The following is a 13,124-nucleotide window of genomic DNA, read 5'->3' as shown; positions in this document are numbered from 1 at the left end:
ATGTGGTTAATCACAGCAATTGCGCCTGTTGTAATAGTCGGAGGAATTATATTATTTGTAATTGGAAGGCTTAAACATAAATATAACAACGGTAACTTAGGTAAGAAAAAATCAAAAAATGCTCAAGTTTTATTAGATAGTTTAATACCAATGGGAATGCTTTTAGGGTGTTTAATCGGTATAATTGTCGACATATTTTCCCCGGATTATTCACTGTTTACAGTTGGTTTAGGAGCTGGAATAGGCTATTTATTTGGATTTTTTGCTTATGAAATTTATAGCAAGACAGGAAACGATTTTTCATAATCTAAAAACAAACACAATTGTGGAATAAGCGAGGACAGTACATATGAGTCATATAAAATATGTGCTGTCCTTTCATTTATTCATCAACGTTATCCCCTCCCGCTCCAACTATCTAAAAAATAACATTGTCAACAGAACTTAAATTGGTTATCATAAAAGCGAATATAACAGGAGATGAGCAGATGAATATAAACGAAAAGAAATCTTTTTCAAAAGTTTCTCGACGGAAATTAGTCGATGAAGTGTTGGAACGTTTACAAGAAAAAATCTTTTCTGGCGAGTATGAAGTTGGTGATCGCCTCCCTACAGAGCCGCAATTAATGGAAGAGTTAGGTGTAGGGCGTTCGACGCTGCGAGAAAGCATAAAGATATTAGTACATGCCGGCATCTTAGAAGTTCGACAAGGACAAGGTACTCGTATTGTCTCACTAAATACAACACAGGATTCATTTGAAAAACGATTGCAAACAGCTAATATTAATCATGTATATGAAGCACGAAATATGTTGGATAAAGAAGTAGCGATGTTAGCGGCACAGCGCCGAAGTGAAGAGGACCTTTTATACTTAAAAGGACATTTGAATAAAAGAAAAAATGCCCTTCAAGAAGGAAATTATGTAGCATACATAGACGCAGATATTCAGTTTCATCTAGCAATTGCAAAGGCGAGCAAAAACGAAGTTCTACTTGATTTATATCAATCTTTCGTACCTGCCCTTCGCCACATTTTAAGCCAATTAATATTAAATACAGTGAACTATGAAGATAACTCTGACATTCATGAAAAGTTATTCCAAGCTATTTTTAAACAAAATGCCGAAGAGGCACGAACATACGCCGTTCAAAATTTGGAGCTGAAATAAGCTCCTTATATATTACACTCAAACATCAGATGATATACTCAATAACGTCTGATGTTTAAGAGGGGAGAAAATTAAATTGAAACATCAAGGACGAACTTATTTGTATATACTAGCACTATTTTTTGTTTCCATTAATTTACGTATCGGAATTACATCTATTTCACCTTTATTAGAAACAATCCGACAAGACTTAAATATAAGCAATTTTTCCGTTAGTTTTTTAACAGCTATTCCTGTTTTTTGTATGGGGACATTCGCCTTACTGACTGGGAAGGTCATTAAAAAATATGGGGCAGAAAAAGCAATTATGGCTTGTCTTATTTTAATTGGCTTCGCAACATGTATGAGGGCTTTTACCTCTTCCATTTCCACATTATTCGCGAGCTCTTTATTTATCGGTATTGGGATCGCACTTGCAGGTCCGTTACTATCAGGTTTTATTAAAGAAAAATCCCCTACGAAAATCGGCTTAATGATTGGAATATATTCAGTAGGCATGGGAACTGGCGCTTCTTTAAGTGCAGGATTAACGATTCCTTTACAACATGTATTAAAAGGATCTTGGAATATGGCACTCGCTTTTTGGGGTGTACTTACTATTATCGCTATTATATTTTGGTATCCGGTTATGAAACGAAAAAAGAATACGAGTACACAAGATAAAAAGAATAATAGTTTACCTTTAAGAAATAAAAAAGCATGGTTGTTCACAATCTTTTTCGGACTACAATCAGGAATCTTTTACTCCATTACGACGTGGCTTGCGCCAGCAAATCAAAGTATGGGTGTCAGTAGCGAACAAGCTGGTACTCTTATAACTGTTTTTACAGTTATTCAAATGATATGCAGCTTTTTAATTCCAACATTAGCGGATATTTATAAAAACCGAGCACTTTGGTTATTAGGGAGTATATGCTTCGTACTCGTAGGTTTATCGCTTATGATTTATCCACTAACTACACCATGGATCCCTTCTATTTTACTAGGTATCGGGCTCGGCGGCGTATTCCCACTCGCTCTTATGCTACCGCTATATGAAACAAAAACTTCAGAAGATGCGAGTGCATGGACTGCTATGATGCAGTCAGGAGGATATATTATGGGCGGATTCATTCCTGTCTTAGCAGGAATCGCTCGTGATTATTTTGATGGTTATACGCAAGTTTTTATTATAATGGCACTTTTAAGCTTAATTTTGTTCATTTTAACTTTAGTCATGAACAAAAAGAAAGTAGAAGCAAAAGATCTTATAGCTTAAATAAAAAGAATGAGCTTTTTCCTAAAGGATCAAGCTCATTCTTTTTACTTCTACTACTTGAAAACAAAAAAAGCCCCTCAAAGCATACGCTTCAAGGGGTGAGCCTGTTTTTTATTTAATTATATACGTACAGCTGTACCACTTACAGCAACCATTAACATTCCATCGCGAACAACTTCATAATCTACGTCAATACCAACGATAGCGTTCGCACCTTTTTGTTTTGCAAGTTCTTTCATTTCTCCCATTGCAATATCACGAGCTTCTTTTAACTTACTTTCATAAGCGCCAGCACGGCCACCGACAACATCACGAACTGAAGCAAATAAGTCACGAACAATATTTGCACCCATAATAGCTTCACCATTTACAATATCAATATACTCAATAATTTCTTTACCTTGGATTCCAGACGTTGTTGTTACAATCATGACTGACACTCTCCTAATAACTTATAGTTTTTTGATTAGCTTTCTTATGTCTTTATTATGACATGGAAAAAGTAACGAATCTATTGAATTACCTTACATGAGTGTGACAATTTTGTAAGGATGAGATATTATTTTACCTTTCCCCTTACAATAACTACCTAAATTAACAGAATATTGTTATAATTAAATTAGAGGAGGAGATAAAATGAAAAAAATCACTTATATATGTGCTCTAAGTGTTCTATCTTTCACTTTAATAGGTTGTACAAGCACTTCTACTACAAATAATACTCCAAAAACTAAGCAAGAAAATACGAAAAATACCATTCAATTAAACTCTGCAGACATTACAAACATTGAGATGCTTAGAACATCAAGTAATACTAGTTCCAAATCTCAAACAGATAACGAAAAAATGATACAATCTATCGTTTCGGCAGTTCAAAATGGAACACCTAAAACAATCACACTAGATCAAAAAAAGAGGGCATCTGCGCATTCTACTATAACCGTTACATATAAAGATGACTCAAAAGAAGAATTTCTTGTGTGGGTTGATAATACGGAGCAAATTACGATCGCTAAAGATGAAAAGAAAGATAAAGTAGAAGGTGTGACATTGAACATTGAAGGCGCTAAAATGATGAAGGATTTCTTTAAAAGCTAAAAAAGATCCCCTTCAGCTTGATAGGTATGTGGCGAGACCCCCTATCATTAAACTTGAGATGGTTCAAAGCGGAGAAAGACACCTTAGAAGGTGTCTTTTCTTTATTTTCAAAAGGACCTGCTCAATTCATGCGTAAAAACATAAAGTAAATTGAATCCGTTAAAATACATGAGTGACCTCTTGTTTTCTCCTCTTATCTAAAGGAGGAACTGTTATGGGCTTTGGTGGTAGTTGTAGTAGTTGTGGCGGCGGCTTTGCTTTATTAGTTGTATTATTTATTTTATTAATCATAGTTGGAGCTTCTTGCTTCTGCTAAAAAACTATCGGAAAAGACACTCATGTGAGTGTCTTTTCTTCATGAAAAAATGCCCAAAATCGCAAAAAACTTTACCTTCGCAAGCGTTAGTACCAAAACGAAACCAACTGTACCATTTTAAATAGCACAGTTGGTTTCGTTTCTATTATTTAGTAGCTTAATTATTTTCGTTTTATTGTTTTTCCTTTTTTAACTTTTTAATTTTTTCTTTTAAGTCATTTGTTTTTATGAATTTTTCTTTAAAATCTTTATTTTGCGGACTCACAGTATCTGTATTTTCATCCACTGGAAATCTCCCTTGGAAATCACCACTAGTTACATATTGGCAACTAATTGGGCCTTTATATTTTTCCAAAAAAAGAATTACTTTTTTATTTTCTTTTATCACAGGAGCATTCTCAAAAACTACTTCAAATTGTTGGCCATCTTTCATTGATTGCTCCGTATCAAATGTCTTTTTATTTTTTGGATCGGACTTATATTCGAAAACTCCACCAGTTTGAAGAACCGTTATTTTATCGCCTACTTTAATATTATCATTACTTTCTAATACATCTGTGACAACAACTGTTGAAATGGTAAAATATACTTCGTTATATATAATATATTTATTTTTAACTATATTCCCTTCAATTGCAGAGGAGCTGTCATTTACCAAAGTGGATGTGTCGTCATAGTATTTCACCATTTTTCCACCCATATTAATTACAGGAAAATCATTTGACTGGGAGTTATTTGCTACCTCAGCAGTTTTTATCTGAGTTTTATTTACCGTTGCATCGGTTTTACTATTAAACTGAGAACATCCAGAAGCCAATAATACAACTGTTGTTATTATAGAAAATGGAATATATTTTTTCATTTTAAGGTCCTCCTATTAATTATTATGGGTACATCCTTGTAATTTCATCTAAATCAGCTTTACTTGGCGCAAGTACTTGCGGCCATTTATCACGCATTACACTTGTACTAATATCGTTATGAGCAAGACCAAAAGCATACTCTTAGCGTGTTTTTTTCCGAAATGCTGGCGATACCCTATCTCCAGCAAGTTAAGATTTTAAAATATCCCAAAATAAAAAATGAGCTAAATCCCCTTAAATAGCTATATAGAGATAAAGTTGTTATTACAACATATTTTCCACTTTCAACTTAGTTGTCATTAGAATGTTTTTCTACAAAATCAAGAATCCTGGCATTAACTTCGTTAGAGAACTCACCATTGATTGCGTGAGATGCATTTTTCCAGTTAACTATATCGATATCTTTAACGTTACTTGATAAGTACTTGTTTTAATTCTATATAAGGAAATTAAACCGGATATAACAATCAACGGAAGGATTACTGCAAGTTTATTTTTTAGAGGGACACGTTTGTCTGGGACTCCTGGATGGATAACAAAAGCAAGTAAACCACGATTCCTATTAACGCAGCAAAAATCTTCTTTTTGTTCATTACTAATCCTCCGAAATGTAAAATTTCAAAGGTTATCATAACAGATGCGGTTATGTTCCGTTATCACATTATGTCGAATCAAAATAATAAAAAAGCATCTGAAACAGATGCTTTTTCTCATTCTCAATACATAAACGTAATCGTCACTAAAGAATATCCTTCTTTCGCATTATACGGCTCCGCTTTATAAGAAACACGGTTCGCTCCTTTTGGAAAACCTATTTCTCCAATTGCCTTCTTCACATCTTGCAGTGCGCCGTCCATTGATTGCTTATACAGAATTTCAATTTTCTCTGGTTTTGCACTATAACGCTGCTGCATTTTATTTTTTAATTCGTTATAGCTATTTGCGATGTATTCATTTCCTAAATAATTTAACTTTGTATCTTTTAATATTTGTCCGTATGCAGCTGATTTCGAGCTACCCCCTGCAATTTTACTCGTCAGTGTATCATAATAATTTGTTGTAGCCTGCGGATAGTCTCCCCGGTTCCACTCGTGATTTCTTGCAATTTGCTCATCTGATAAGTTGAAATATGAATACGTTACACGCCCTTGTTCATCTGGCACAGGATCATCGAATGTTGTATCAAGATGGTACCATTTGTTATTGATTTTAACTAAATTCCAAGCATGAGGCTGACCGTCTCCAGTTCCTACTACAAAATGATTCTCAATTCCAGCTTCTTTTAATAATTGATAGGTTAATAGGGTGTAACCTTGGCAAACGGCAGAACGATTCGCGAGTGCCTCATATGCTGTATACGCTTTATAAGACGTATCATAAGAAACATGTTTTACTACGTAATCATGAACCGCCTTCACTTTTTCATGATCATCCATACCGACTTGAATAATAGAAGAAACGATCGCTTTCGCTTCTTTCATCACATACTCGGTTTGTTCTTTCGTTTCGCGATATGTAATATGTAGCGTAAACGTATAATTCCCGGGCGATCCAGATAGTGAGTATGAAACATTCGATCTATTATAATTTGTATACTCATTTTTATTTGCGACTTCTTTATATGCGTTAAAAAGTGTATTCATAACTTCTTCTTTATTACTATTTCTCGTGTAATATGGAAGTGTAATATTCGTTTCGTATGTATTAATACGCTTTTGTACTTCATTTTTGAATGCTGTTAATAATGCCGCATCTCCTGTATCCTTTACATCAGTATTTTTATATTTCAAAGTTTTATATAAAAACTGTGCATACTGTTCACGTGTTACTGTGCCATATGGTTCAAATTCCCCGTTGCCTGTACCATCTGCGATTCCGTTTGATTGCACCGCACTAATCGCATTTTCTGCCCAAAATGGACTTGGAACATCATTAAATGTATGTTTTTGTTTAGCAGCAAGATGAAAAGCATTTGTAAGAATTTGTGCCATTTCCGCACGACTCACAGAAGCTTTAGGTCTAAACCGGCCATTTTCATCACCTTTAAAAACCCCTAAATTCGTTAAAGTTAATACCTCTTCTGGAAACATTGTAGAAGAGGTATTAATATCACCGTAAGGATTTTTAAACGTAGAGCCATCTTTTAATACGTAACGAGTTCCATCATTACTAAACGAACCGCCTTGCTTATTCGGCACTAGCACTCGATAAATTAAAGCTGCAACTTGCTCCCTCGTCGCAACATCCCCAAAGCCAAATATCCCATTTCCATAACCTGAAATAATATTTTTGCTCGCTAAATCTTTAATCGCAGGATACGACCAATGCGATGTAGGCACATCAGAAAAAACGCCCGCTTCAGCAGCTTTCACATCACTGCCATTTGTATATAATAAAGCACCACCTATTAGTGATAATGATGTAATTGATTTTAATAGTTTTGTGTACATAATGCCTTCTCCCAATACGTCTTCTATTTTTTGTTATTTTTTGTCGAAAAATCTAAAAGAATATGACAAAACACATTATACAGTCAAAAGTTTTCGGAGGATATACTGAATTTCAAAATATGCAAAAATTCATATTACTATAGGGATTCATACTGATATTATGCTATTTTACTTGCGAATATATAAATAAAAAGAAAAACACGAATGTAACATTGTTAATATACATATCGCTTTTTGAGCTTTTATTTCGCTAAAATGTAGCCTAAAAAACAATACTATCTCCATTAAAATCGCAATATAATCCTGAGAACATACCTTTTAACATGATTCATTGTAATTAACTTAACTTTTTATTTGCTAAGAAACTTTGCAACAGAACCTAGTAAAGTCTCAAAAAACAACTTATTATCAATCAATATTTAGTAAAAATATATTAATACTTTAGAATTTCTTTAATTTTCATTATTCTTTATTAAAGGTTATCCTTTATATTTATAATGTGTTTATTTGAATTTATCGTATTGAAGCAAAGTTTCACATGACTATAAGCAATTCGAAAAATGGAAAAAACAAGGTCCCCATTAGATTAATTATACTGTTTTTTTGCGTCTTTTATCTATTTATGTTAATTACTATTCAGCTAAGAAAAGTACAATTTATTGATGGATATACATATAGGAATGTAGTTAAAAAACGAGAGAATGCGACAATTAATATTACAGTTCTGTGCGGGAAAACTTGGGTAAATTCAAAGGCATTAATACGGCAATTGATTGGGATCGTAATTACGGAAATGGTAACATATGAAAACGATGGAGAGAGGAAATAAAATGAATTTAGTGAACTTACGTCCTAAACAGCGGTCTAAGTATCGCATTCTACTAGGGACATGGTATTACTCTACAAAGAGGTACATTCAGTGGTTAGCAGACGGAAAAACATATGCAAAAACGTTTCAACAAGAAAAGTTACCCTATACAGCGATTCAGCACCGAACGATACTACTTCGTAAGCTCAAAGATGTAGATATGTGGTATCAACAGAATAAAGTTGTTAATTTGAAGATTGCTATTAAACAACTAAATGGTATCGTCATTAGACCGGGAGAAACATTCTCTTACTGGCGTTTAATAGGTAAGCCCACGAAGAGAAAAGGGTATGTAGAGGGCATGATACTACACTATGGATCTTTTCAAGCAGGCATTGGAGGAGGGCTTTGTCAGCTTTCAAATTTAATATATTGGATGACCTTACATACACCATTGACAGTAACAGAGCGATATCGTCATAGTTTTGATGTCTTTCCTGATTCCAAGCGGACCCAACCATTTGGAAGTGGTGCGACTTGTTCTTATAACTATTTGGATTTACAAATCAAAAATGAAACGGACCAATCGTATCAACTTCACCTTTATATTACAGATAAGCATTTAGTCGGTGAATGGAGAGTTACCCATCCGCAGCTTTATCAATATGAAGTATATGAAAAAGAACACTCAATCCAATCTGCATACTGGGGTGGTTATATACGACATAATGTTATTCAACGTAGAGTATATAATCAACAGAAACAGTTTATAGAAGACCAATATGTAACGGAGAATCACGCTATAATGATGTACGAACCACTATTAGCTTATAATAATGAGGAGGGTGAGTGAAGGTAACATTGGTGTATTAAGTATTTTTGTCTAGCAACACAATACATGCCTCTCTTCATATAATTAATAGGCACAACCCTTTTTGCAACATAACTTTTTCTTGTTAAGAAACTTTGTAACAGAACCTCTTTTTAGGTTCTAGCGTGAAAATAAAAGGATGTGATAATTAGTTTTTTCTTTACATCATAAAAAATCAATTATCAAAGTCTTCTTTACATGGTCTTAAGGATAATAACAATACAATTATACCAACGATACTTATCATTTCTTACAATCAAGTCTGATAAGTATTTTGTAATTTAATAAAAATCTCGTATGAGAATGTATTTTTGCTCATGCATTTCATTTAATTTGAATTATTCTATATTGTAATTTAATGATTTATTTCCACTTTTAAAACTAAAGCGACATGCTACATAAATCTATTTTGATTTCTCGACATATAAATCGCTGCTATGCAGAATATAACAGGACCGCTACTGACTTTCTCCCTTTGTTTTATACCTCGAATGTGGAAGGAAAAGGAAATTGTCTAACAATATCATTTCTCGTTTTTATTGAAAATGAATTTTATATCTTCCTTTCCAATGAACTGGTTTCTAAACTAAACTGCCCGTTTCTACAATAAAAATAGAGCTGTCCATAAGTCGGTTTCACCAACTTATGAAGCAGCTCCCTCTTAATTTCACCTTATTCTATCGATGAATCCAAACTGCACCTGCAGACTTGTCTTCAGCTTGACCTACTACTTCAAACTTCAATCCTAGTTTCGGCAACTTACGTCCTGCATCTGGAATAGCGCTGTTGATGTACTGCTTAGAATCATCAAACTTTGCAACTCCTGGTAATCCTTTATAGTCAAAGATACCGCGAGTTGGCGAATTCACTTTCCATGCTGGCGCTTGATCAAATGAGAATGCCGCATCGGCAATTTGATAACGCGTACTGCTCTTCACAGTCGGTTGTCCGTTTAATGTCCCTACAATTGCCTCTGGATGAGAATCTACTACTCCTAAGAATCCTTCACCTGGATGAACGCCTACCCAGTTATCTGTAAAGCTTTGATCCGCATACCATACAACCATTCCTGTATTAAACACCGGGCCACGCGCATGTTGTAACGCCGTGTCAGAACCAGCGTAATTTCTCCACTCTACATAGTAGTTATTTTTTTTCTGTTCCAATCCATTAGATACAGTAAATCCTTTTAACGTCATTGCTGGCTGGCCTTCTGCATCATCAGAGAAAACAACTTTGCCATCTACAGTTAATGCTGCATTATCTAACGCAAATCCTTTATAAGCTACTGCAATATCTGTTAAATACTCAAATTGCAGTTTTACTTTTTTCCCTTTGAATTGGCTTAAATCGTAAGTTTTATCAACCCACTTACCATCAGTTGTATCCGCGCCGCCTTTTACATCTTTTTCGCCCATTCTATCAATACGTGTCTTCGTTCCATCTTCTGCAATCGCATATACATCAAGGAAATCATACTTCGCTTCAAGTTCGTAGAATGCCTTATAATCGAACTTAGCATCTTTTGCATTTGTTAAATCAAATACTGGTGTCTCAAGTGTTGTATGAATGTCATTTCCTTTTGTACTGTAATAAAACTTCTTACCAAATGCCGATTCGATATTTTTGATATCTTTGTCTGGTAAGTTAACACGAACAATTCCTGGTCGTTTTGATTTTGTAACACTTTGATCTAAATATGTTGCAACACCGACTCCTGTGCGAAGTTTATCATAATCTACCTCAACGATATTCGCCCAGTTGCCCTTCATATTCTTTTGGAAAAACTCTTTATTTTGTGGTGAGAAACTTGTTGGCTCTGTTCCTGCAATTTTTCCAGCCCAGCTGCCGCCGCTCATAATAGACCATGACTCAACAGGTTCACCTTGTCCTGAATACTTTGTATCGTACTCATCTGGTAAGCCTAAATCATGACCATACTCATGCGCAAACACACCAACTGCTCCATCTTCAGGCTCGATTGTATAATCGTATGCAGCCATCTTTCCGCCCCAATTTGAAACAGAAGATTTTGTGCCATCAATCGCATATGGTTTTGATCCAAGTTTTGAACGATGAGACCAAATCGCATCATCTTTCAATTTACCGCCGCCAGCTTCTTGACCCACGCCAGCATGTACAACCATTAAATGATCAATAATGCCATCTGGCTCGTTTTTATTTCCATCACCATTTTGATCATATTGATCGAATTGATCATAGTCTGCTAAATTAATTCCTTTTGCTACCGCTGCCTTTAATGCTTCTTTCACAAAATCACGTGGCCCTAAAGGACCCTTATTATCATGACCAGTACCCGCATCCGAACCGTAATCTGAAGCTTTCCCTGGAACAGTAAGCCATTCCGTTACAGTTCCATCAACTGTGTAGCTCCCGCCAGATTGTTCTTCATAAAATTGTTTAAATGTATTAATCTTCGATCCATCAAATAACGTAAATGGTTCATCACCAAATAACATTTTTTGATAATGTTCACGATTAAAGTCCTTAGAATACATGTATCCTGGCTCTTGATCAATATTGTTATGCTTAAAATCGCTAAATTCTACAAGTAAAACAAGTACTTTATCTTTTCGAACAGCACCGTTGTACTCTTCTTGCTTCGCTGGTGCAGTAGGTACTTTTCCATTTAATTTACTAGAATTCAATCCAGCACCTTGTCCAGCTGCTGGCCCTACTGTAGGCTGCTGCGCCTGTTCATTTTCCTTCATTTTTGCATCTTTTACTTTTTTTATAAAATCAGAAGCTTCTTGCGTAAGACTATCTCCTGTCAAGATTTCTTTACCAGGGTTTTCCCCTTTCTTTTTCTCAACATATTTTTCGACAGCCTTTGACGTCTCAGCTTGTGATGCAGATTGATCAATTACGCCCCGTTGTTTTAGTGCTTCTGCCAAACGCTCATCCGGTATTAAATGCTCATCTATTGGTAGAGATGGTGTCGGTGTATCAGCATACGCTGCATGACTTCCAAAAGCAAAACTACTACTTAGCACTGCCGCTGTTGCTAATACTGATAACGGTTTTAACTTCTTATTCTTTTTCAATGCATTTCCTCCCCAGTGTCTGCAAATTATCGTTTTTTTGTCGATAACAACATAATATTCGTTATAATACGAATATTCAATATTTTTCAACGAATGAAATGTTGAGAAATATTTTTTTGTGCAGGGTGAAATGCGTAGGATAGCAAAATACAAAGATTCTGCTGGTTTATGTTTTTTAAGTTTTGCATATAACCATAAAGTGGGGTCACTCGTTCTTTTATCTTGATGGCGATGGAGTAAAATGCTTATTTACAATACTAAGAAAATAAAACATACAAACAGCCCAAGTTCCTCATTGGAACTTGGGCTGTTTGTTATTTGAATGAATACTTTCCATATGGATTCTTATAAGATTCTGAATCAGTTTATGTAGATTCACTTTAAAAAAAGGCTGTTATTTATTTTAAGTGCAATAGTCATACTTGCTCGATTCACTTATTTTTTGACAATAAATAAATGATCACCACCTAAGGAATCCTAGTTGAATTTCTATTTATATTCTAATTACCCTTTGAATTATCAGAAAATTATTGAAAAAGTTTTTTCTTTCAATCTATCACTCTATCACACTTAATTTGGTTCTGGTGCAAACACTCCAAAACGCTTGTAAGTAACCTCCTAAACTTGGACATACTGATACTAGTACTCTAAAAAAGGATGTGATTGGTATGGAAAAGAAAAATCTATTCAAGTGGAAACATTATCAACCGGATATTATTTTATTAACCGTGAGATGGTACCTACGGTATAACCTCAGTTTTCGTGATTTAGTCGAAATGATGGAAGAACGCGGGCTATCCCTTGCTCATACAACTATCATGCGATGGGTTCATCAATATGGTCCCGAATTAGATAAGCGAGTACGACGTCATCTTAAGTCAACCAATGATTCTTGGCGAGTCGATGAGACGTATGTGAAAGTCAAAGGTCAATGGATGTACCTATATCGTGCTGTTGATTCGAAAGGAAATACAATTGATTTTCATTTAAGCAAAACAAGAGATCATAGGGCTGCAAAGCGTTTTTTCAAGAAAGCTTTGCAGTCTTTTCATGTTTCAAAGCCCCGTGTGATTACAGTGGACAAAAACCCGGCCTATCCTATAGCGATTGAAGAGTTGAAGACAGAGAAAAAGATGCCTGTAGGCATCCAAATAAGGCAGGTAAAATACCTTAATAACATTGTAGAGCAAGATCATCGTTTTATTAAAAAGAGAGTTCGTTCAATG

Annotated in this window: 11 protein-coding genes and 2 pseudogenes; 8 read left to right on the top strand and 5 right to left on the bottom strand. The window is 34.9% G+C overall.

Annotated features, from left to right (window positions below; translation table 11 throughout):
* From NSQ47_RS00060 to NSQ47_RS00050, 3 genes are all read left to right on the top strand, one after another.
* Positions 1 to 306, top strand: a complete 306-nt coding sequence (locus tag NSQ47_RS00060) for a hypothetical protein (protein WP_341035760.1) — start codon at positions 1 to 3, stop codon at positions 304 to 306.
* Positions 307 to 488: 182 nt separating this feature from the next.
* Positions 489 to 1,169: a FadR/GntR family transcriptional regulator gene (locus NSQ47_RS00055; RefSeq protein WP_002201513.1), complete on the top strand. Its 681-nt coding sequence runs from the start codon at positions 489 to 491 to the stop codon at positions 1,167 to 1,169.
* Positions 1,170 to 1,239: 70 nt separating this feature from the next.
* On the top strand, positions 1,240 to 2,427 hold the full coding sequence (locus NSQ47_RS00050) for an MFS transporter (protein ID WP_341038194.1): 1,188 nt from the start codon (positions 1,240 to 1,242) through the stop codon (positions 2,425 to 2,427).
* 119 nt (positions 2,428 to 2,546) lie between these two features.
* Here NSQ47_RS00050 and NSQ47_RS00045 read toward each other — a convergent pair whose 3' ends face one another.
* Positions 2,547 to 2,858, bottom strand: coding sequence for a heavy metal-binding domain-containing protein (locus NSQ47_RS00045; RefSeq protein ID WP_000637508.1), 312 nt, complete (start codon positions 2,856 to 2,858; stop codon positions 2,547 to 2,549).
* Positions 2,859 to 3,063: 205 nt separating this feature from the next.
* On the opposite strand from NSQ47_RS00045, the gene NSQ47_RS00040 reads away from it, so the two are divergent.
* Entirely contained in the window at positions 3,064 to 3,525 is a 462-nt protein-coding gene (locus tag NSQ47_RS00040; protein WP_002201515.1) for a hypothetical protein, read from the top strand.
* Between the two features lie 214 nt (positions 3,526 to 3,739).
* The gene (locus tag NSQ47_RS00035; protein WP_000505688.1) at positions 3,740 to 3,841 is read left to right on the top strand and encodes a YjcZ family sporulation protein; all 102 of its coding nucleotides are present in this window, start codon (positions 3,740 to 3,742) and stop codon (positions 3,839 to 3,841) included.
* 172 nt (positions 3,842 to 4,013) lie between these two features.
* Here the strand turns inward: NSQ47_RS00035 and NSQ47_RS00030 are convergent, their stop codons facing one another.
* The 3 genes and pseudogenes from NSQ47_RS00030 to NSQ47_RS00020 form a co-directional block, all read right to left on the bottom strand.
* Positions 4,014 to 4,703 carry a hypothetical protein gene (locus tag NSQ47_RS00030; RefSeq protein ID WP_070146251.1) on the bottom strand — a complete coding sequence of 230 codons (690 nt, stop codon included), beginning with the start codon at positions 4,701 to 4,703 and terminating at the stop codon, positions 4,014 to 4,016.
* A gap of 290 nt (positions 4,704 to 4,993) precedes the next feature.
* A pseudogene (locus NSQ47_RS00025) lies at positions 4,994 to 5,113 on the bottom strand (alpha/beta fold hydrolase); the annotation flags it as partial.
* A gap of 307 nt (positions 5,114 to 5,420) precedes the next feature.
* Positions 5,421 to 7,154, bottom strand: a complete 1,734-nt coding sequence (locus NSQ47_RS00020) for an S-layer homology domain-containing protein (RefSeq protein WP_341035757.1) — start codon at positions 7,152 to 7,154, stop codon at positions 5,421 to 5,423.
* A gap of 538 nt (positions 7,155 to 7,692) precedes the next feature.
* On the opposite strand from NSQ47_RS00020, the pseudogene NSQ47_RS28145 reads away from it, so the two are divergent.
* A pseudogene (locus NSQ47_RS28145) lies at positions 7,693 to 7,896 on the top strand (hypothetical protein); the annotation flags it as partial.
* Positions 7,897 to 7,984: 88 nt separating this feature from the next.
* Complete coding sequence (locus tag NSQ47_RS00015; RefSeq protein ID WP_070168078.1) at positions 7,985 to 8,815, top strand: VanW family protein; 831 nt, start codon at positions 7,985 to 7,987, stop codon at positions 8,813 to 8,815.
* A 695-nt stretch (positions 8,816 to 9,510) separates the two neighbouring features.
* Here NSQ47_RS00015 and NSQ47_RS00010 read toward each other — a convergent pair.
* Positions 9,511 to 11,898 (bottom strand): immune inhibitor A domain-containing protein, encoded by a 2,388-nt coding sequence (locus NSQ47_RS00010; RefSeq protein WP_341035754.1) that lies wholly within the window; start codon positions 11,896 to 11,898, stop codon positions 9,511 to 9,513.
* A 668-nt stretch (positions 11,899 to 12,566) separates the two neighbouring features.
* Here NSQ47_RS00010 and NSQ47_RS00005 point away from each other — a divergent pair.
* Positions 12,567 to 13,124 (top strand): IS6 family transposase (locus tag NSQ47_RS00005; RefSeq protein WP_341035753.1); only part of this gene is annotated, 558 nt, incomplete at its 3' end.

This window comes from Bacillus sp. FSL R10-2780 (assembly GCF_038006125.1).
In the GTDB taxonomy this organism is placed as follows: domain Bacteria; phylum Bacillota; class Bacilli; order Bacillales; family Bacillaceae_G; genus Bacillus_A; species Bacillus_A cereus_U.
Note: the sequence above shows the minus strand (reverse complement) of the source record. Positions and strands in the feature narration are given on the sequence as shown.